Annotated in this window: 19 protein-coding genes; 2 read left to right on the forward strand and 17 right to left on the reverse strand. The window is 72.8% G+C overall.

The annotated features are described in order from the left end of the window. The first annotated feature begins 44 nt into the window (after positions 1-44). On the forward strand, positions 45-707 hold the full coding sequence (locus ACZ6TB_RS40565; protein WP_465564454.1) for a ribonuclease FAU-1 family protein: 663 nt from the start codon (positions 45-47) through the stop codon (positions 705-707). Here ACZ6TB_RS40565 and ACZ6TB_RS40570 read toward each other — a convergent pair. From ACZ6TB_RS40570 to ACZ6TB_RS40610, 9 genes are read right to left on the reverse strand one after another with little or no spacing between them, the layout of a single operon-like run. Next, positions 680-1,924, reverse strand: a complete 1,245-nt coding sequence (locus ACZ6TB_RS40570) for an FAD-dependent monooxygenase (protein ID WP_465564456.1) — start codon at positions 1,922-1,924, stop codon at positions 680-682. The genes ACZ6TB_RS40565 and ACZ6TB_RS40570 overlap by 28 nt on opposite strands. Positions 1,925-1,933: 9 nt before the next feature. Next, on the reverse strand, positions 1,934-2,950 hold the full coding sequence (locus tag ACZ6TB_RS40575; RefSeq protein WP_465564459.1) for a GNAT family N-acetyltransferase: 1,017 nt from the start codon (positions 2,948-2,950) through the stop codon (positions 1,934-1,936). Then, on the reverse strand, positions 2,947-4,056 hold the full coding sequence (locus tag ACZ6TB_RS40580) for a hypothetical protein (protein WP_465564461.1): 1,110 nt from the start codon (positions 4,054-4,056) through the stop codon (positions 2,947-2,949). Before ACZ6TB_RS40580 ends, ACZ6TB_RS40575 begins: the two co-directional genes overlap by 4 nt. After that, positions 4,053-5,267: an O-antigen ligase family protein gene (locus ACZ6TB_RS40585; protein WP_465564464.1), complete on the reverse strand. Its 1,215-nt coding sequence runs from the start codon at positions 5,265-5,267 to the stop codon at positions 4,053-4,055. Before ACZ6TB_RS40585 ends, ACZ6TB_RS40580 begins: the two co-directional genes overlap by 4 nt. Beyond that, the gene (locus tag ACZ6TB_RS40590; protein WP_465564466.1) at positions 5,264-6,517 is read right to left on the reverse strand and encodes a lipopolysaccharide biosynthesis protein; all 1,254 of its coding nucleotides are present in this window, start codon (positions 6,515-6,517) and stop codon (positions 5,264-5,266) included. Before ACZ6TB_RS40590 ends, ACZ6TB_RS40585 begins: the two co-directional genes overlap by 4 nt. Further along, the gene (locus tag ACZ6TB_RS40595) at positions 6,510-8,018 is read right to left on the reverse strand and encodes a tyrosine-protein kinase domain-containing protein (protein WP_465564468.1); all 1,509 of its coding nucleotides are present in this window, start codon (positions 8,016-8,018) and stop codon (positions 6,510-6,512) included. The genes ACZ6TB_RS40590 and ACZ6TB_RS40595 overlap by 8 nt, the downstream gene beginning before the upstream one ends. Beyond that, positions 8,005-9,249: a glycosyltransferase family 4 protein gene (locus ACZ6TB_RS40600; RefSeq protein WP_465564471.1), complete on the reverse strand. Its 1,245-nt coding sequence runs from the start codon at positions 9,247-9,249 to the stop codon at positions 8,005-8,007. Before ACZ6TB_RS40600 ends, ACZ6TB_RS40595 begins: the two co-directional genes overlap by 14 nt. After that, on the reverse strand, positions 9,246-10,358 hold the full coding sequence (locus tag ACZ6TB_RS40605; RefSeq protein WP_465564474.1) for a DegT/DnrJ/EryC1/StrS family aminotransferase: 1,113 nt from the start codon (positions 10,356-10,358) through the stop codon (positions 9,246-9,248). The genes ACZ6TB_RS40600 and ACZ6TB_RS40605 overlap by 4 nt, the downstream gene beginning before the upstream one ends. Continuing rightward, positions 10,351-11,121, reverse strand: coding sequence for a polysaccharide deacetylase family protein (locus ACZ6TB_RS40610; RefSeq protein ID WP_465564477.1), 771 nt, complete (start codon positions 11,119-11,121; stop codon positions 10,351-10,353). Before ACZ6TB_RS40610 ends, ACZ6TB_RS40605 begins: the two co-directional genes overlap by 8 nt. Positions 11,122-11,275: 154 nt before the next feature. Between ACZ6TB_RS40610 and ACZ6TB_RS40615 the strand changes: the two genes are divergently transcribed. Beyond that, positions 11,276-12,283, forward strand: a complete 1,008-nt coding sequence (locus ACZ6TB_RS40615) for a GNAT family N-acetyltransferase (RefSeq protein ID WP_465564480.1) — start codon at positions 11,276-11,278, stop codon at positions 12,281-12,283. Positions 12,284-12,299: 16 nt separating this feature from the next. On the opposite strand, the gene ACZ6TB_RS40620 is transcribed toward ACZ6TB_RS40615, so the two are convergent. The 8 genes from ACZ6TB_RS40620 to ACZ6TB_RS40655 form a co-directional block, all read right to left on the reverse strand. Further along, a complete protein-coding gene (locus ACZ6TB_RS40620) occupies positions 12,300-13,121 on the reverse strand; it encodes a hypothetical protein (RefSeq protein WP_465564483.1) in 822 nt (273 codons plus the stop codon). A 91-nt stretch (positions 13,122-13,212) separates the two neighbouring features. Next, complete coding sequence (locus ACZ6TB_RS40625) at positions 13,213-13,686, reverse strand: HIT family protein (protein WP_465564486.1); 474 nt, start codon at positions 13,684-13,686, stop codon at positions 13,213-13,215. Further along, positions 13,683-14,063, reverse strand: a complete 381-nt coding sequence (locus ACZ6TB_RS40630; RefSeq protein WP_465564489.1) for a hypothetical protein — start codon at positions 14,061-14,063, stop codon at positions 13,683-13,685. Before ACZ6TB_RS40630 ends, ACZ6TB_RS40625 begins: the two co-directional genes overlap by 4 nt. 510 nt (positions 14,064-14,573) lie before the next feature. Beyond that, positions 14,574-16,382: a glycoside hydrolase family 15 protein gene (locus tag ACZ6TB_RS40635; protein WP_465564491.1), complete on the reverse strand. Its 1,809-nt coding sequence runs from the start codon at positions 16,380-16,382 to the stop codon at positions 14,574-14,576. Next, complete coding sequence (locus ACZ6TB_RS40640; protein ID WP_465564494.1) at positions 16,379-17,107, reverse strand: SDR family oxidoreductase; 729 nt, start codon at positions 17,105-17,107, stop codon at positions 16,379-16,381. The genes ACZ6TB_RS40635 and ACZ6TB_RS40640 overlap by 4 nt, the downstream gene beginning before the upstream one ends. 9 nt (positions 17,108-17,116) lie before the next feature. Then, entirely contained in the window at positions 17,117-18,565 is a 1,449-nt protein-coding gene (locus ACZ6TB_RS40645; RefSeq protein ID WP_465564497.1) for a DHA2 family efflux MFS transporter permease subunit, read from the reverse strand. Continuing rightward, positions 18,562-19,893, reverse strand: coding sequence for a dihydrolipoyl dehydrogenase family protein (locus ACZ6TB_RS40650; protein WP_465564499.1), 1,332 nt, complete (start codon positions 19,891-19,893; stop codon positions 18,562-18,564). The genes ACZ6TB_RS40645 and ACZ6TB_RS40650 overlap by 4 nt, the downstream gene beginning before the upstream one ends. A 4-nt stretch (positions 19,894-19,897) precedes the next feature. Continuing rightward, positions 19,898-20,341: a VOC family protein gene (locus ACZ6TB_RS40655; protein ID WP_465564501.1), complete on the reverse strand. Its 444-nt coding sequence runs from the start codon at positions 20,339-20,341 to the stop codon at positions 19,898-19,900. Positions 20,342-20,446 lie beyond the last annotated feature (105 nt).

A 20,446-nucleotide genomic window follows, 5' to 3' on the forward strand; every position in this document is an offset into this window, starting at 1 on the left:
CGTCAAGCCTTCGCGCTCGACAACCCCCGATACGGTCGGCGGTCATGAACTTCAGTGCCGGGCGCGACGTGCTCTATCGGGACTTCCGCGGGAACGGGCAACTCGTCGGTGTCATGCCGCAGCGCGTCGTCTCCCACGACGAGCGGGGGCTGCTGACGTGGCGGCCGATCGGCACGCCGTGGCTCTTCCGCCGTACCGCCGACGGCCGCGACCGGCGGGAGATCCCGTTCCGGCTGCGGCACACCGTCGAATGGCGGCTCGCCCCGCTGACGTGGAGCGGCCTTCATGTGCTGCACCTGTTCCGGCCCGGCCGCGCGCACTCGGTGTGGTGGATGTTCGACCGCGATTTCGCCCTCGACCGGTGGTACGTCAATCTCGAGGCGCCGCCCGCGCTCTGGGCCGCCGACGGCCTGGTCGGTGTCGACACGTTCGACCATGCCCTCGACATCGTGGTCACGCCCGGCCGCGCGTGGCGGTGGAAGGACGAGGGCGAGTACCTCGAGCGCGTCGGCCACCCCGGCTACTGGACCGCCGAGGAGGCGGCCGGCATTCGCGCCGAGGGGGAGCGGGTCGTCGCGGACATCGAGGCCGCCGCGTTCCCCTTCGACGGGACGTGGCGCGACTTTCGCCCCGATCCCGGCTGGCCGGTGCCCGCCCTGCCGCCCGCCGGGTGGGATCGTCAGCCGGTCGCGGCCGGCGTGGCCTGACCGCTGACCGTGGCGGCGCCCGGGTGGCCGGGCGGGAAGGCCTTGGCCCGGCGCCGGGCCCGGAGCGCGCGGCGCAGCGTCAGCGCCCGCCGCAGCATCGCCCGCGACGGCGGGAACTGCGTCGTCATGTGCAGGGCATAGCGCCACAGCGGGTACTCGCCACGGCGGTTCGCCAGGGCGTAGGAGAACTGCTTCGCGGGCAGGTCCCCGTACGCCGGCATCCGCTCGAACCACTCGCTGCTCGCCTTGGCCGCTCGCTGCAGGGGCGCCAGCGCCGCCTTCCGGGTGTCCTCGTAGCGTTCGAGCGCCGCCGCCAGGTCGCCACCCCCGCCGATCGCCGCGGCCAGCGCCATCGCGTCCTGCATGGCCAGCTTGGTGCCGGAGCCGATCGCGAAGTGCGTGGTGTGCGCGGCGTCGCCCATCAGCACCACGTTGCCGTGGTCCCAGCGGCGGGCGGTCACCCGGCGGAAGTTCAGCCAGCCGGTGCCGCCGGTCTCGGCCCGCTGGTCGATCAGCGGGGCGCCGTCGAGGTGGGCCGCGAAGATGTGGGCCAGGCGGTCGGAGCTCTCCCGGCCGCCGGACCGGTCGAAGCCGAGCGCGGCCCAGGTCGACGGCCGGCACTCCACGATGAACGTGCTGGCCTCGTCGCTGAACGGGTAGGCGTGGAACCAGATCCAGCCGGCCGGGGTCTTCTCGAAGCCGAACGTGAACGTGCCGAAGCGGAACGGCGTGCCCATCCAGATGTACTTGTTCTCGCCCTCCGCGACCTCGGCGCCGAAGTGGCCGGCCTCCTCGGCGCGGAAATGGCTGCCGGCGCCGTCGCAGGCCACGACCAGGTCGGCGTCGGGAATCACGTCCAGCGGCGCGCGGTAGCGCAGGTCGACGCCGAGCTCGACGGCCCGCTCGGCGAGGATGTCGAGCAGCTTGTGGCGGCCCAGGCTGTAGCCGTAGCCGGCCTGGTGGGTGGTGGCCTTGCCGGTGGCGCGCACCTCGTACTCGTCCCACTTGCAGGCCGCGTCCCAGATGCGCCGGGCGCTGACCGGGTCGTGCGCGAACAGGTCGTCGAGCAGGTCATCCCAGAAGACGACCCCCCAGCCGTACGTGACCCCGGCCGGGTTCCGCTCGAGGACGGTGACCTGGTGATCGGGGTCGGCCAGCTTGGCCAGCACCGCGAAGTAGAGACCGGCGGGTCCGCCGCCGACGCAGGTGATCCGCATGGTGGCTCCTCAGCGGTAGCTCGGGAAGGTGGCGGTCAGGTCGTCCGGGTCGGCGCCGGGCCGGCGGGCCGAGACCAGCCCCCGGTACGCGGACGGGTCGGCGACCACCCGCCAGGTGTGGAACGGGTGCCGGCTCGGCGAGAAGCCCGACTTGTAGAAGAACAGCGAGTCGTTGCTGCCGCCCTTGCCGCCGCCGAGGTGGAAGACCCGGTCGCCGCGGGCCTTGCAGAAGCGGCGCACCTCGTCGTAGAGCATCTCGTCGGCGTACCGGTTGCGGGCGCGGCGGGTCGACGAGACGTAGCCGGTGGCGATTCCGTCGTGCTCGAAGAACGTGTTGCCGCCGACCACCTCGTCGCCCTCCAGGGCCACCGCGAGGTGCATCCGGTCGCCGACCGCGTCGTGCAGCGTGGCCAGGTGCCTCTCGGTGAAGAAGTAGTAGTCGCCGGCGCCGACCCGGCGCATGTTGTCGTGGTAGACGGCCACCCACTCGCCGAGCCGGTCCCAGTCGTCGAAAACCACCTTGGTGCCGGCGCGGCGGGCCCGGTTGATGTGGTTGCGGTGGTCGGACCGCGTCTGGCGCCACATTTCCTCGACCGGGACGGTCAGATCCATCGAGACGGTCTCGCCATGCCGCACCAGCCCGCCCTTCGAAGACAACACCGGCAGGGGTACGGCGAGAAGCGGGTGCAGCCGGATGAAGGCGCTGACGATCCCGGCCTCGCGCAGCGTCTCGACCAGCGCATCGCACGCGTCGGACCAGAAGGCGGGGTCGAGCGTGTCGGCGACCGGCGCCGGGTAGCCGTAGGGAGACAGCGCGTCCCGCAGAGAAATGTCCGGAATGTCCCGCACGATCAACGGCATCAGCAAAACATGCCCGGACCGTTCGAAGACGAACGCCCGTGGAGACCCGCCGTAGAGCTCGGCGTCCAGAGCCACATACGAAGGCGAGTGATACATGTCGTGATCGAGACGGCCCAGCGCCCCGGCCCACGCCGAAGATGCCGGGTCCACGAGCGATGCGGTCATCGTCCCCCCTCTTTCCGCCCCGACTTCAGGATCCGGGCGTTCAGCGCCATGTTCGCGGCGAACTGGTCGTTGACGACGCGGTGGCCGTCGAGCCGCATCTGGGTGGCCGGGTCGAAGCGGCCCAGCTTCACGAACCCGTCCGAGAGCCAGCCGTTGTCGGCGCCGGTGCCGTCCACGTACGCCCGGTAGGTGGTGCCGCCGGGCCAGACCACGTGGGTGAGCAGGGAGCAGAACGCGGTCATGTCCGTGGTGGACCAGTTCGGCGACTCGGACACGTACGCCATGACGCCGTTGCCGTGGCTGACGTCCTGTCCCGGCCGTTTCGCCGACCCCCACTTGTCCGACCAGAAGTAGGCGGTCGGCTCGGCCGGGTTGCGCCGCATCTGCTTGCGCAGCCTCGTGTCGATGCTCCCGGCCACCTCGGTGTAGCGGGCCTTGCGGCCGGCGTCGTTGGTGACCTGGGCCAGGTTGTCGGCGATGAGCGCCCAGTGCGCGGCCATGTGGGTGCGCTCGCGGTTGAGGTTGTCGGTGCCCCGCGCGTACCACTTCTCGAAGACGTTGACCTCGGCGAACTCGAGCAGCCGCCGGTAGCGGTCGTTCTGCACGCGGCCGTCCCGCATCGCCACCAGCAGCGCCGTCCCGTACCGCCAGAAGTAGCTCTCGTAGAGCGGCACCTCGTCGCCGCCCTCGCCCGACTTCGACGACGCCCAGCCGAGGTAGCGGTCGTGGAAGCCGGAGTGCGGCAGCGACGAGGACGGCCGGGCAGCGGTGGCCACGTTCTCCACGAAGGTGAGCGCCCGGTCGAGGTAGCGGCCCTCGTCGGTGGCCCGGAACATGGCCACGCACGAGTCGACCGAGTAGGACAGGTCGTAGTGGTCCCAGCTGTCGTCGGAGCGGCTCAGCGGCAGGCTGTTCTGCCACTGGTAGTCCCAGCTCTGCTGGAAGACGCCGGTCCAGTCGGCGACCGGCCGCAGTTTCGCCTGCGGCGGCGTCGAGGCGGGCGGCGCGGGCAGCGGCTTCATCATCGCCGGGACGTCGTCGTCGTGCCCGCAGGCGGCGAGCAGCGAGGCCGCGCCCAGCAGCAGAACGGTTCGGCGGCGGGTCATCCTGGCACCAGCTCCCGGGTTTCGTTGCGCACCGACGGCACCGTCGCGGCGGCCGCGGCCATGGCGGCGAACAGCCAGGCGAGCCGGGCGTCGTAGTAGTCGCCGGAGAACAGGCTGCTCAGCGCCACGAAGATGGCCGCGGCCACGGCCAGCCCGGTCAGCTGGGGACGGGCCCCGCCGCCGCGCACGGTCGCCGACCAGAGCACGACCGCCGCCGCCAGCAGGCCGATCCCGATCAGGCCGCCCTCGGCCGCCACCCCGAGCAGGTAGTTGTGCGGGTACTCGACGCCCTGGTTGACGCCGATGAGGCCGTAGAAGCCGTCCAGCCCGGCGCCGGTGAACGGGTGGTCCACGGCCAGTTTCAGCGCCGACTGCCAGATGCTGGTGCGGTCGGAGAGGTAGTGCTGCTGAACGGTCTGCTGGACGAACCGTTCCTGGAACAGGCTGGTGAACTGCGGCGGCGCGAACTGCCAGATGACCGCCCCGGCCGTTGTCAGAAGCAGAGCCGCCGCGACGACCGGGCCGGCCTTGAGGCGGTGGCGCAGCTTGAGCAGGGCGGCGGCGCCCACGGCCAGCCCGGCGAGCAGGCCGGCGCGGGAGCCGGAGAGCACGGCGGCGAGGACGAACAGCGGCACGGCCAGCAGCGGCCATTTGCGGCGGCGGGTGATCACCAGGGCGACGGCGCTGATGATGCCGAGGATCTGGACGCGGACGAAGACGTTGGGGCCGCCGCCGAACGCCGAGTAGCGGCCCTGCTCGCCCGGCCCGTTGACGAACAGCGCGGCCAGGGCGAAGACGATGCCGGCCACGTAGAACAGCAGGAAGGTGGTGCGCACGACCGTGTCCGGGTCGCCGATCGCGTACAGGTAGAAGGCGATCGTCAGCGCCGCCATCAGCACGAGGTCGAGCGTTTGCGGCCCGACCCGGGCCGCGTGCGGCGCCCACAGCCCGGAGGCGATCTGGTAGAGGAAGAACAGCGCCGAGGCGACCAGCCAGCCCTCGCGCCGCTCGGTCGCGGTCTCCACCGGCGGCCGCCGGGCGATGTCGACGACGAGCAGGGCGAGCGCGCCGGCCAGGCCGACCACCCGCAGGTCGACCCAGGCCAGGTCGGGGAAGCCGGCCCGGTCGAGGGTGAACCGGCCGCCGATCGCCACCAGCATCAGCACGATGGCCGGGGCGAGGAAGACGCGCGGAGTGCGCCACCAGGTCATGCCGTCGCCGCCTCGAGCGGGGCCCGGGCGAACCGGGTGGCCGCGAGCGCGAAGATCAGCCCGGCGCCGTAGCCGAACAGCGAGCCCCAGGCCGCGCCGGCGATGCCGTGGCCGGGGATCAGCAGCACGTAGGCGGCGAAGCTGACCGCGAACCCGGCGATCTCGGCCGCCGACACCAGCGTGCCGTGCCCGCGGGCGACGAGCAGGCCCAGGATGATCCGGGAGATGGCGTAGAGCCCGGCGGCGGCGATCAGCGGGACCACGACCGCCTTGGCCGGCGCGTAGGCGTGCCCGAAGACGGGGACGATGAGCAGGTAGAGGGCGGCGGCCGCGATCGGGGCGACGACCAGCACGTAGAGGATCGTTCCGGCGACGATCGACCGGGACCGCAGCCGGCCCTCCTGGTGCGCCTGCCGCCACCGGCCCAGCCGCGAGTCGGCGTACGCCCGCAGCGGCCAGGCCAGCAGCTCGGTCATGGTGGCGACGCTGGCGTAGAGGCCGAGCGCGGTGGTCGAGGCGAGCACCGGCAGTGCGAGCCGGTCCGAGCGCAGCATCGCCATGTTGGAGATGGCGGCCGGGAAGAGGGCCGCGCCCTGCCGGCGCACCAGCCGGTTCTGGTCGTCGAGCGTCCCGCCCGGCAGCCGCAGCCAGAAGACCAGATAGCCGATGGTCGGAACGAGACAGGCGATGAGGTACGCGACGAGCCAGAGCGCCGGGCTGTCGACCCGGGCCGTGAACAGGACCGCCATGACCGCGAGCAGCAGGATCGACTCGACCACCCGGCTGGCGAGGAAGTCGTGCACCCGGCCGATCGAGATGGCCACGGCCCGGCTCGCGAGGCTGGCCGCCTCGACCATCGCGTAGGCGGCAATGAGCACCACGATCACCGGCCCGGGCTCGTCGGCGATCAGCACGTAGGCGGCGGCGACGGCGGCGCCGAGTCCGAAGGGGACGATCAGCAGCTTGCCGTAGGCCCGGACCGCGGCGGCCGGCGGCGCCTCGTGGTAGGCCGCGACGAAGCTGCGCTCGGTGCCCAGCAGCAGCGCCTGGGTGGCCAGGTAGACGACCTGGAGCATCAGGGCGACCTCGCCGCGGTGGGTCGGGGTGAGGGCCCGGACCATCATGATGTTCGCGGCCAGCGCCACCGCGCCGACCAGGAGCTGCGAGGCGACGAGCTGGACGTACGGCTCGCGCAGCCGGTCGCCGAGCCAGGCGATCGGGTCGGCGCGCCGTTCGGCCAGCTCACTCATCGTCGTCCTCCGGCCGTGGCACCGGCAGGTTCTCGGGCTCGGGCTCGCCGTCCGGCTCGAGGTTGATCACCTTGGCCTGCCCGCGCGGCGGCCGCACGGTGGCGGTGGCGCGCACGGGTCTGGTCTCCGGCTTCGTCTCCGGCGGCACGATGACCATCGTCTCGGCGACCAGCCCGAGTCCGACGGAGTTCTCCAGCGACGGCGGCGGCTGCAGACCGGTCCCGGTCGGCAGCTTTCGCGGCAGCGCGTTGAGCACCGCGCCGGCCAGCCGCGCGCCGACCCGCTCGAGCAGGTCCTTCGACCGCTCGACGTCGGCGACCCGGGTGCGGCCGGCCCGCACGACCAGCAGCGCGCCGTCGGTCACCTTGCTCAGCACCACCGGGTCGGCGACGCCGGCCAGCGGCGGCGCGTCCACCAGCACGACGTCGAACGTCTCGGTGAGCGCGCTCATCGCCGCGCCCAGTCGGGGTGACGCGAGCAGCTCGCCGGGGTCGGATCCGCTGCGGCCGCAGGGCAGCACGGTGAGCCGCCCGTCGAGCGAGTCGCGCAGGACCTCGCGCACCGACGAGCGACCGGCGAGCACGTCGGCGAGGCCCGGGCCGGCGTCCATGGCCAGGTACCGCCCCACGCCGGGGGTACGCAGGTTGGCGTCGACCAGCACGACCCGGGCCCCGGTCTCGGCCATCGCGATCGCCAGCCCGCAGGCGATCGCGGTGGTGCCCTCCTTGGGGTGGCTGCCGGTGAGCAGCAGCGAGGAGCCGCGCCCGTCCCCGGGCCCGCCCCCGGTCACCTCGGGCAGCAGGCTGCGCAGGCGCCGGAACGCCTCGGCCAGAACCTCGCCGGGCGGTCCGGCCGCGCGGGGCAGCGCGATGACGCCGACCGTGCCGAGGCCGAGCCGGCGCAGGTCGTCCTCCTCGTTGACGGTCCTGCGGGTGGCCTCCCGGGCGGCGACCGCGATCGCGCCGACCAGCAGGCCGAGCACGGCCGAGAAGGCGAGGTTGCGCACCAGGTTGCCGGGCTCGCGGGTGGTGACCGGGTCCTGGGCGATGGTGACCGACGGCTTCGGCCCGTCCGGCGCGGCCGCGCTCGGCGGGTCGAGCTGCTTGGCCAGCTGCACCAGGGCGGCGGTGGCGGCGGTGACGATCTGCCGGCTGCGGGCGGCCGACGGGTCCTTGGCGGTGACCACGAGCAGGTCGGTGCCGTCCTGCACCTGGGCCGAGAGGCTCTGCTCGACCTGGTCGGCGGTGAGCGGCGGGCCGAGCTTGGCGACCACGCCCTGCGCCACGCGGGGGCCGGTGAGCAGCGCGATGTACGAGTTGAGCCGGCTCGCCTTGGAGTCCGGGTCCCCGGAGGCGGTGGTGATGAACAGGACCATCGACGAGCGGTAGGCCGGCGGCGAGGAGAGGCTCAGCCCGGCCGCGGCCGCGGTGGCGATCAGCACCGGGACGAGCAGCCAGAGCCATCGGCGGCGGCATGCCCGTACGTATTCACGCAGTTCCAATGTCGGCTCCCGCGGGAGTGGTGAGGCCGGCGGCCCGGGTGAGTACCGCCTCGAAACGCTCGAAGAGAAGGTCGCGGGAGAAGCGCTCGACGGCCAGCGAGTGCGCGGCCGCCCGGGCCCGGCGCAGCCACGGCTCGTCCCGGCAGCGGGTGGCCAGCAGCGCCCCGGCCGCGTCCGCGTCGTACGGGTCGAGGACCAGCCCCGCCCCCGACTCCTCGATGAGGTCGGCCTGCCAGCCGCCGTAGTTGATGGCGATCGGCCGGCCGGCGGCGAGGGCGTCGAAGAACTTGTTGGCCGAGTTGTCCCAGAGCGCGCGGATGGGCCGCACGAAGCTCGACGACATGGTGGCGGCGCCGAGGATCACCGGCAGGTCGGCCTTGGGCACCTGCTCCCACATGCGCACGGTCACGTCGAGCAGGCCGGCCGAGGCGGCGAGCGCCTTGGTCGACGCCCACTCCTTGCCGTGGCCGACGATGAGGACCTGGCACTCGGGGTCGGTCTCGCGCATCCGGCGGGCGGCGCGCACGAGGTACTCGACGCCGTTCACCTGGCCGAGCGCTCCGGTGTAGACGATCAGCGGCCGGTCGCCGAGCCAGCGGTGCTCCTGCCGGAAGCGGTGCACGGCTTCCGGGCGTACGGACTCGAACATGGCCATGTCCGCCGCGTTGGGAATCATCGTGACCCGGGTCTGTGGACGGCGGGCGGCCACGCCCGCCGCCATGCCGGGGGAGAGCGCGACCACCTCGGTGGCGTTGCGGTAGGCGAAGTTGGCGAGGCCGCAGGCGAGCCGGCGGGCGACGGGGTTGCGCAGGGCGCCCATCTCGATCGGCACCTCGGGCCACAGGTCGCGCACCTCGAAGACGAACGGCACGCCGCGCAGCTTGGCGGCGATCACCCCGGGGACGGCGACGGTGAGCGGGGTGCTGGTGGCGAAGACCAGGTCGGCCCTCAGCCGGGCGGCCTTGGCCGCGGCGAGGGCCATGAACTCGGCGAAGGCGCGCAGGCGGCGGGCGTACGACATGTGGTTCGAGTACGGCACCGGGAACCAGTGGACGGTGACGCCGTCGTCGTCGGTGACCCGTCGCGGGCCGCCGGCGATGTCGGTGGTGATGACGTCGACCGTGTGACCGCGCCCGACCAGCCGGCGGGCCTGCTCGTACGACCGGATCCCGCCGGTCATCCGAGGGTTGCAGTAGTACTGATGGATGTAGACGATGCGCATCCCGCTCATGCCTCCCGCACGGCCTCGACGACGCGTTCCCGGTCGCGCGCGGTGAGCGCGGATCCGCTGGGCAGGCACACGCCGCGGCGGAAGAGGCCGGCGCTGACCTCGCCGCCGCGCATGACGCAGTCCTGGAAGACCGGCTGCAGGTGCATGGGCTTCCAGGCCGGCCGGGCCTCGATGTTGTGCCGGGCGAGCCGGGCCAGCATCGGGTCGCGTTCGTCCGGGTCGACCAGCAGGCAGGTCAGCCACCAGTTGGGCGCGCCGTACCCGGCCACCGGCATGAACGTGACGCCGGGCAGGTCGGCGAGCGCCTCCCGGTAGTAGCGGGCGGTCTCCCGCCGGGCCTTGATCATCTCGTCGAGCCGCTGCACCTGGCCCCGCCCGACGGCGGCGAGCAGGTTGGACAGCCGGTAGTTGTAGCCGACGGTCCGGTGCTCGTAGTGCGCCACCGGCTCGCGGGCCTGGCTGGCCAGGTGCCGGGTCTGGGTCGCGACCCGGCCGTCGTCGGTGAGCAGCATGCCGCCCCCGCCGGTCGTAATGATCTTGTTGCCGTTGAACGAGAGCACTCCGGCGAGCCCGAAGGACCCGGCCGGGCGGCCGCGGTAGGAAGCGCCCAGTGCCTCGGCCGCGTCCTCGATCAGCGGCACGCCGTAGCGGTCGCAGGCGTCGAGCAGCGGCTGGTAGTCGGCGCACTGGCCGTACATGTCGACGGCGACGACCGCCCGGGGGAGCTGTCCACGCTGCGCGCGGGCGCGCAGCTCCTCGGCCACCAGGCCGGGGTCGACGTTCCAGCTGTCCGGGGTGCTGTCCAGGAAGACCGGGCGGGCGCCGAGGTACATCACGGCGTTCGCGGTCGCGGCGAAGGTGAACGACGGCACCAGCACGGTGTCGCCGCGGCGCACGCCGGCCGCCACCAGCGCGAGGTGCAGCGCGGCGGTGCCGCTGGCCAGCGCGACCGCGTGCCGCACGCCGACCAGCTCGGCGACCTGCGCCTCGAACGCGTCGAGGTCGGGGCCGACCGGCGCGACCCAGTTCGAGTCGAACGCGGCCAGCAGCAGCTTGCGCTCGATGTCGCTGACGTCGGGCGGGGAGAGGAAGATGCGCGTGTCACTCATGAACCCGGGTCCTGACTGCCCGGAGCGGCCACGCCGGGTGCAGGCCCTGCCGGTGGATGGCCATCGGCGGCCCGCCGGCGTGCATGGCCGGGCGGAGGGTGGTGGCGAAACTGCGGTAGCCGGCCTCGCGGGCGAAGGCGACGTCGCGCGGGGTGAAATCGACGGCCGGATGCCCGTACGGGGCGGCGAAGTCCCGGATCTCGGACCCGAGCTCGTCCGCCAGCTCCCGCTTGGACTCGGCGATCTCCCGCAGCGCGGTGTCGTCGTCGCAGTCGGCGAGCCGGGGGTGGGTGACCGAGTGCGAGCCGATGCCGTGCCCGGCCGCGAGCAGCTCCCGGCAGTCGTCCCAGGTGAGGTTGCCGGGCCGGCCGACCAGCGCGGTGGTGACGAAGAACGTGGCCGGCACCCCGAGGTCGGCCAGGGCCGGGGCGACCACGTCGCGCCAGCTGCGGTGGGCGTCGTCGAAGGACAGGCAGAACATCGGGCCGTTCAGCGGGCGCCGGCCGGCCAGGATCTCCAGCGCCGCGTCCCAGGAGACCATCGGGCCGAGCCGGCGGAACGCCAGCAGGTGGCGGCGCAGGCCGGACGCGTACTCCGGCGGCACGTCGTGGTAGAAGGGGAAGTACAGGCCCGCGGTGGCCGGCAGCCGCCGGAAGATCCCGGCCGGGGCCAGGATGCGGCCCTGCAGACGAGGGTTCGCTCGCAGCCGGCTGCGCAGCCCGAGCTCGTTCAGGCGTCGTTTCATCTCCGTCGGCGGCCGCATGTCATTCAGGCTGACAAAGGCGAGGCGGGCGGCGTCAGTAGCAATTGTCATCTTGAATGTGAGGGAAATTCACATCAAATATGACGTCCTTGCGGAATGGACTTACCGTGGCGCATCATCCGGCTTGCGGGACTTCTTTCCGAGGGGACTGGGGATGCTCCGACTGGAACGGGCCAGGCCGTCCGACGCACTCTGGCGCGACCGGGAGACGTACGACGATCGCCTGATCTTCCATACCCGGGCGTGGCTGGATTTCGTGGCCGAGGCGCAGCACGCCGAGCCCGTGCTGGCCACCGTGCACGACGGCGACGAGGTGGTCGGCCACTTCACCGGCCTCGTGACGCGCCGCTTCGGGTTGCGCATCCTGGGCAGCCCGATGGCCGGCTGGACCACCTCCTACCAGGGATTCTGCCTGCGCCCCGGGGTTTCACGCCGGTCCGCCGTCCAGGCGCTGATGCCGTTCGCGTTCGGCGACCTGGGGTGCGCCCACCTGGAGATCCGTGACCGCGGGTGCGCGCCGGCCGACCTCGGCGGGCTCGGCCTGCGCTGGTCCGACGCCCCCACCGCGGTCATCGACCTGACCCCGCCCGAGGACTCGCTGTTCGCCGCGATGGCCCCGGCCTGCCGCCGCAACATCCGCAAGGCCGCGAAATCCGGCGTCGTCGTCGAAGAGGCACACGATGATCCGGAATTCGCCGGCGAATTCTACGATCAGTTGCGCGACGTATTCGCCAAACAGAATCTGGTGCCGACATATTCGATCGAGCGGGTCCGGTCCCTCATCCGAAACCTCGAGCCGCCCGGCCGATTGCTGCTGCTGCGGGCCCGCGATCCCGGCGGCCGCTGCATAGCCACCGCGGTCCTGCCCTGGTACCACCGGACGATGTACTTCTGGGGCGGCGCGAGCTACCGCCCCGACCAGCACCTGCGCCCCAACGAGGCGCTGATCTGGCACGCGCTGCGCGCGGCCCGGGCCCGCGGCGTGACCGAGTTCGACTTCGTCGGGGGCAACGCATACAAGCAGAAATACGGCACCACCGAGGTCCCGGTCCCGTGGGCGCGGCGCTCGCGCTCGCCGCTGGTGGCCGGCCTGCGCGACGCGGCCAAGGAGGCGTTCGCCCTACGGCAGCGGGCCGTCGCCCGCCTGACCCGGGCGTCCTGACTCCCGTCCCGCGACCTCAGGTGAGCTCGCGATAGGCGCGCAGCACCGCGTCGGTGCGCTCGGCCAGCTCCGAGCCGGCATCCGGCGTGGCCGGCAGCCCCGTCGAGGTCAGCCGGGCGAGCACCTCGTCGGCCTCCCGGCCGAGCGCGTCGATCTGCTGTTCGCGAAGGAACTCCGCACCGGCCACCGCGACGGCCCTCAGGGTGGCCAGCCGCCGGCTCACCTCGCCGTCCAGCTCGGCCAGTGCCGAGCTCACCTTCACCATCCTCGGCGCCAGCTCGAACGCGCCGTCGTGCTCGGCCAGGTCGGCGTGCAACTCCCGCAGCTCCTGCCGCCGTTCCAGCGCTCCGGCCAGATCGAACAAGGCCTGCGCGAGCTGCCGCTCCGCGACCGGCACGTCGACCAGCGCCCCGAGTGCCGGCCAGGTCTCCGCGGCGCGCTGGCCGAGATCGATGGCGTCCGAGAACACCATCCGGTCCCGGTCCTCGACGAGCACGCGGTGCTGCTGCCGATCGCTCTGCAGCCGCGGCGCCGAGATGACGCCTTGCCGCCGCCGCCCGTGCAGGGCACCCCCGCCGGCGCAGGCGATGCCCACGAGGAGGAGGAAGCCACCCGCGACGGCGTCGCCCAGGAGCAGGAGTCCGCCGATCAGGCCGAAGATCAGGCCGAGGCCGTAGAGAACACCGGTCAGAGGTCTCCCGTCCCGGGGCGGCTCGGCGGGCGTGACCTCGAGGACGCTGCCCCAGCCGAACGAATCCGCCGGACCCCCGACGACCTCGAGCGGCAGCGTCGAGACGATGACGAGCTTGTCGTCGTAGGCCACATACAGCGACGGCATCGTCCTCGCTCCCCAGTGCGGTCAGGCGACAGGCATCCTCCCACGCCGGAGCAAGACCCGGCGCGTGCCGCCCGGCACGCAGGGGTGAACGTCAGGCCGTGAAGTGGCGGCGCAGGCGGTCGGCCAGGTGCGCGAGCCCGGCGGCGTCGCCGTGCGGAGCGCCGGCCCACTGATCGCCGGCCATCCAGTCGAGCTCGGGTGGCGTGCCCCGGTGGCGGGCGAACACGTGCTGGTGGAAGTGGGGCACCGCGCGGCCGACGACCGCGGAGAAGACGGCCTCGGGGTCGAGGGTGTGCCGGAGCGCCCGGGCGGCCCGGGCGGCGGCCCAGCCCACGGTCGTCGCCTCGGTGTCGGTCAGCTCGTCGATGGCCGGGACGTGCCGGCGGGTCTCGACGAACAGGTGGCCGGGAAAGGCCCGGCCGTCCGCGCCGGGCGGTTTGTGGAAGACGAGGACGTGGTCGTCCTGCCAGATGAGGGGCCCGCCCAGGAGCGGGCCCGCACCCCGGTGCTTCGCGCAGATCGGGCAGTCCTCGCCGGCGCCGCTCGTTGTCCTGGGAGAAGTCATGAGTCCTCGTCCGTGGGCGTCCGGGACCGCCGCAGTCGCGGAAAAACGGCGCCGATGGCCCCGCCGAGCACCAGAAACCAGCCCTGCCCGAGCCAATCGAACGTCCGGCGCCATCGGGTGTCCTCGCTGTGCACGGTCACGATGTAGGTGGGATGGCCGGCATCGGAGACCCAGGTCCGTTGTTCCTCGCTGACGGCGTCCGGCTCCGGGGCTGCCTCGGTGACCTGCTCGTCGTCGCGCGACTGGTAGCCGAGATAGACGCCCTGATCCAGGCCCGACCGCCGGCTCGATCGGGAGGTGTCGTATTTGACGTCCACCGCGTCCGCCGGGACGAATCGTCCGGCGGGGTCCGCGGCGAAGCGTCCCTGGTACTGCAAGGTGATCGACTCCCGGGCAATCCCGAGCGATCTGATCCGCGGGTCGTCCCACAGGAAGACTGCGCATACTGGCCCGCTTGGCGTACGCAGGTGGCCCGATCCGCCACCGAGTAGGGACCGAGCCGGAAGGACGCCTGGAGGCTGTCTCCCCCTACTCTTGCCCATCGCAGGGTCATCGACTCGTCGTCCAGCAGCGTGACGGTCCTGGAAAGATCCTTGGTGTCGAAGCCGTAGGAGAAATAGCTCGTCAGCGGAACGGGCCGGAATCGACCCTCTCGGCTCCTGGCGGTTTTCGCTCCGGTTTTCGCCATGGCCGGTCCGGTCCTGCCCTGCTTCCCCGGCCGGGCGGCGCCCCTGGCCGGAGAATCGGCCCGGCGCTTGTTCCGCTGGGCGTTCCCCTTCCTCCTGGGCATCGGCGGCTCCTCCATGCGACGTCTTGGGTGATCAGCGTAGTGGCGAGGTTCACCACCGACGCCTACCGGCTCGATCTGCCGGCGACCCTCGCAAGCGTCAGGCCCGGGCCTGGCTGATCGCCCACGCGGCGTTGACCAGGCCGATGTGGCTGAACGCCTGGGGGAAGTTGCCGAGCGCCTCGCCGGTTTCCGGGTTCACCTCCTCGGCCAGCAGGCCCACGTCGTTCGCGTGGGCGGCCGCCCGCTCGAACACCGACGAAGCCTCGTCCACCCGGCCGGCCAGCGCCAGCGCCTGGGCCAGCCAGAACGTGCAGAGCAGGAACGTGCCCTCGCCGCCGGACAGGCCGTCGGCGGCCAGGTAGCGGTAGACCAGGCCGCGCCGGTCGGTGAGGCGGGCGGCGATCGCGTCGACGGTGGCCAGCACCCGCGGGTCGCCGGCGGGCAGGAAGCCGACGATCGGCATCATCAGCGCCGAGGCGTCCAGCACGTCGGCGCCGAAGGACTGGGTGAACGCGCCGGCCGTCGGGCTCCAGCCCCGGTCCAGGACGGTCTGCCGGATCTCGTCGCGGGTGCGCTTCCAGTCGTCCACGCGGCCGGCGGCGCCGAGCCGGTCGGCGAGTCGGATCGCCCGGTCGACGGCCACCCAGCACATCACCTTCGAGTAGAGGAAGTGCCGGGGCTCGCCGCGGACCTCCCAGATGCCCTGGTCCGGCTCCCGCCACTGCGACACGGCGGTGTCGGCGAGCGCCACCAGGAAGGCGCGCATGTCCTCGTCCATCTCGGTGATCTTGTCGTCCAGCAGGCAGGCGGCGTCGAGCAGCTCCCCGTACACGTCGATCTGCCGTTGCCGCCAGGCGCCGTTGCCGACCCGCACCGGGCGGCTGTCCCGCCAGCCGCTCAGGTGCGGCAGCGTGCGCTCGGTGAGGTCGTGCTCGCCGCCGACGCCGAACATGATCTGCAACGGCGAGCCGGGCCCGATCTCGGCGGCCGCGGCCGTGGTCATGAACGCGAAGAAGTCGCTCACCTCGTCGGGGCAGGCCGCCACCCAGAGCGCGTCCATCGTGAAGCTGGCGTCGCGCACCCACGAGTAGCGGTAGTCCCAGTTGCGCTCGCCGCCCGGCCACTCCGGCAGGGACGTGGTGGCGGCGGCGACGATCGCGCCGCTGGGCTGGAACGTCAGCGCCTGGAGCACGCGCCCGCTGTGGTGGACCATCTCCCGCCAGGGCCCGTCGTACTTCTGGTGCAGCGCCGACCACGACCGCCACGCCTCGATCGTCCCGGCCAGCCGGTCCCGCAGCGCGGCCTGCTCCCAGACGTGCGCCGGCGTCTGCTCCAGCGTCGAGCGGTGCATCCCGAACGCGTACGTCTGCCCGGCCGTGATCGTGAAATTGCCGGCGGCCGTGCTCTGGCCCAGCACCAGGGGGACCGGCGTGCTGAGGACCAGCCACTCGGCGCCGCCCCGGGCGGTCACCCCGCCGTCGACGGCCGACAGCAGGGGCCGCAGGATGCCGTACTCCGGCCGGGGCGCGTACTCGAGGTTGACCTCGACGGATCCGGTGGTGCAGGTCAGCGAACGAATCAGGAGGTGCGGCGCGCCCCGGCCGAGGGCGTGGCCGCGGTTGCCCTCACCCATCGCGAGCGCCTCGGTGAGCACGACCGTCCCGTCCGCGCACACGAAGGTCGTCTCCAGCACGAGCGTCCGGTCGAGATAGCGGCGGCTGGAGTCGATCAAGCCGGCCGGGACGATGGACCAGTGCCCGGCGTCGTCGTCGAGCAGCCGCCCGAACACCGACGGGCTGTCGAATCGCGGGCAGCACAGCCAATCCACCGACCCGGCCGAAGTGACCAGCGCCGCCGAGTGGCAGTCGGAGAGGATCGCGTGCGACGCGATCGGTACGGCGCTCACGCTCCCCGCACGAACTGCTGACCGCCGTCGATGTCGAACGTGGCGCCGTTGAGGGCCGTGTTGGCCATGATGTGCACGGCCAGCGCCGCCACGTCCTCGGGCTGCACGACACGCCCGATCGGCAGCGTGTCGCGCAGCTGCTGCCGCCGCTTCTCCAGGTCGTCGCCGAGCAGCCGGGCCGACAGCGGGGTGTCGACGAAACCAGGGGCGATCACGTTGGCCCGGATCGGCGCGATCTCCAGCGCCAGCCCCGCGATCACCGGCGGGAGCGCCACGCTCATCGCGGTGGTGAGGATCAGGCCGAGCCCGGGCCGGCGGGCGCCGGTGCCGCTCACGAACAGCAGCGTGCCGCCCGGGTTCACCTTGCCGATCGCCGCGCGGCCGATCACCAGCGGCTGCACGAGCTCGTTGGCCACGTATGTCCGCGCCTCCTCGAAGTCCATCTCGGACAGTGGGCCGTAGAACGGGCGCCCCGCGGTCAGCAGGACGTGGTCGACCGGGCCGGGAAGACCGGCGAAGAACTCCTCCATCCGTACGGGGTCATCGGCGTCGAAGGCGGCGGTGCTGAGCGCGTCGACCTCGGCCGCGGCCTGCTTGAGCCGATCGGGATCGCGGCCGGTGAGCACGACGTCGGCGCCCTCCTTGCGGGCGAGGCGTGCCGTCGCGAGCCCGATCCCGGCGCTGCCGCCGATGACGACGACGGTCTGGCCGTCCAGTTGGGGCATGAGAACCTCCTAGGTGGTCGCGGGCAGGGCGCAGCCGCGGTGTGGCGCCGGCGGGGCGAGCATGGGCACCTCGGCGGCGGGCTTGCGATCGGTGACGAAGACGGCGGTGACCAGGGCCGCCAGCCCGCAGAGGCCGGCCAGCACGAGCATCGCCGGGCGGAAGCCGTCGACCAGGGCCGGGGCGAGGCTCCCGCTGCCGGCGCCGATCAGCAGCGGGACGCAGGCGATCGCGACCGCCCCGCCGATCCGGGAGGCGGCGTCGTTCACGGCCGACGCCTCGCCCAGGTCGGCGTCGTCGACCGCGGCCAGCACCGCGGCCGTCAGCGGGGTGACGGTCAGCCCGAGGCCGAGGCCCTGCAGCAGGATCCCGGGCAGCAGCGCGGTCGCGTAGTGATCGCCGGCGCCCACCCCCGACACCCAGACGAAGCCGATCCCGGTCGCGACGATCCCGGCCGTCATCAGCCAGCGCGGCCCGATCCAGGACACCAGCGCGCCGCTGACCGGGGAGAGCGCCAGGAACAGGATCGAGTTCGGGATCGAGACGGCGCCGGCCTGGGCGGCCGAGTAGCCGAGCACCAGCTGGCACTGGATGACCAGCAGGTAGCCGGAGGCGGCCAGCGCGCCGTAGAACAGCACGGTGGTCGCGTTGATCGCGTCGAACTGCCGCGACCGGAACAGCGAGAGCCGGACCATCGGCGCGCGGACCCGGCGTTCGACCGGGGTGAGCGCCACCAGCGAGGCCACCCCGACGATCGCCGCGACCAGCACCGCGGTGTCGGCCCAGCCCGAGGACGGCCCGCGGGTCAGCGCGAAGATCACACCGCCGATGCCGAGCACGGCCAGCACCGCCCCGGCCAGGTCCAGCGAGAGCGGCCGCGGCTCGTCGTCGCTCTCCGGCACCCGCCACAGCGCGAGCAGGGCCAGCAGGATCAGCGGCACGTTCAACAGGAAGATCCAGCGCCAGCCGGCATGATCGATCAACCATCCCCCGGCGTACGGGCCGACGGTCGTCCCGATCGTGGCGAGGCCGGCCCAGATCCCGATCGCCCGCGCCCGGTCCTCCCGCCGCAGCGTGCCGTTGAGCACCGCCAGGCTGGTCGGCACCACCAGGGCCGCGCCGACACCCTGCAGCACCCGGGCCCCGATCAGCGCGCCCGGGGTCGGCGCCAGCGAGCACAGCACCGACGACACCAGCATCACCAGCAGGCCGATCACCAGGATGCGCTTGCGGCCGAAGTGGTCGGCCAGCGCGCCGGAGAGCAGCAGCAGCGACGCCACGGTCAGCAGGTAGCCGGTCAGCGTCCACTGCAGCGCGACCACCCCCGCGCCCAGGTCGGCGCCGATCGCCGGCACCGCGACGTTGACCACGTTGGCGTCGAGGAAGCCGACCATCGAGGACAGCACGGTGGCGGCGATCAGGGCGTACCCGACCGGGCTGCGCAGTGGGGTCGTGGTCATCGCGTGGTCTCGCGCCGCAACGCCTTGAGGGCGCCCACGAAGATCTCCGAGAACGTGGGGAACGGCTGGATGACGTCGCGCAGGACGTCCAGCGGCACCTTGGCCCGGATCGCCAGCGTCGCCTGCTGCAGCCATTCGCCGGCCTCCGGACCGAGCGCGTACGCCCCGGTGAGCCGCTCGCCGTCGCTCAGCAGCGTGAGGAAGCCGGTCGACTCGGCGTACGCCCGCGTGTAGGTCTCGGTCTTGGCGATCTCGTTGAGCGGGACCGTGGCGCTGAACCGCGCCTCGACCGCGCCCACGGCGGCGGCCTGCGGATCGGTGTAGACCACCCGCGGGACGGCCTCGTAGCCGGCCTCGCGGGGCTCGCCGAGGATGTTCGAGGCGACCACCTCGCCCTGGTACTTGCCGACGTGGGTGAGCAGGAACTTCCCGGTGGCGTCGCCGATCACCCACAGCTTGTCGGCGGCGCGCAGGCGGGCGTCGGTCGGGATGCCGCGGGGGCTCGCGGTGACGCCGACCGTCTCGAGGCCGATGTCCTCGATGCGGATCTTGCGGCCGGTGGCCACCAGCAGCCGGTCGCCGCGCAGCTCCCGGCCGTCGCCGAGGGTCAGCACGAACTCGTCGCCGTCCTTGCGGGCGGCGGTGGCGCGGGCGCCGAGCTCGATCTCGATGCCGTCCTTGCGCAGCGCCCCGGCGAGCGCGTCGGCCAGCGGGGCCGGCTCGCGGGAGAGCAGGTGATCGCCGGACTGCACGATCACCACCTCGCCGCCGAACCGGCGCACGGCCTGGGCCAGCTCGACGCCGACCGGGCCGCCGCCGAGCACGATCAGCCGGGACGGCACCTCCCGCATCGCGGTGGCCTCCCGGTTGGTCCAGACGCCCTCCAGCGCGGCCAGGCCCGGGATCGGCGGGATGGCCGGGTCGGAGCCGGTGGCCAGCACGATGTGCTCGGCGGTGTAGCGGGCGCCGTCGACCTCGACCGCTCCCGGACCGGCGAGGCGGCCGTGACCCCGTACGAGATCGACGTTGTTGTTCTCCAGCCAGCGCGCCGCCCCGGCGTCGTTGTAGTCGGACACCATGAAATCGCGCCAGGCCAGCGCGGCCTTGACGTCGACCTCGGCGGTGGCGGCCGCCTCCCGGGCGCCCTGTACGGCCTCGCCGGGCCGCAGCAGCGTCTTGGACGGGATGCACGCGAAGTACGAGCACTCACCGCCCACCAGGCGACGCTCGACGACGGCGACCCGCAGGCCGCCGTCGACGAGGTCGCCGACGCAGTGCTCGCCGGGGGCGCCGCCACCCAGCACGATCACGTCGTAGTCGGCGGTCATCCGGTCACCGGCCCGGGAGCCGGGTGGTGATCTCCTGCAGAAGCCACTCGTTCCCGTCGGGGTCGCGGAACGAGGCGAACGAGCCGTAGCTGGCGTTGTCCGGGGCGGGACCGGCCACCCGGCCGTCGGTGCCGGCGTGGTGGAAGACGCCGCCGGCGTCGTGGAAGACCTCGCTGATCTCGACGCCCTTGCCGGCCAGCTCGGCCCGAGCCGCCGCGATGTCGTCGACCACCAGGTGCAGACCCTGGAAGCTGCCCGGCGCGGCATTGCTGAGCCCGGTGCCGAAGATCACCGAGGCCGGCGACCCGGGCGGGGTCAGCTGGATGACGCGGAACTTGGCGTCGGTGCTGAAGTCGGCGTCCAGCCGCCAGCCCAGGCTCTGGTAGAACGCCAGCGCCCGGTCGACGTCGGAGACCGGCAGGACGATGACCTCGAGCTTGAAGTCCATGATCGGAGCACCTCTCGCGGATGGTCGGCGCTTGGTCGGCGCCGCCCCAACAACCTCGCACGGCCGCGGCGCCCTTCGACCCAGGGAAAAGCACTGGTCCCACAC

This window comes from Actinoplanes sp. NPDC051537 (assembly GCF_055586105.1).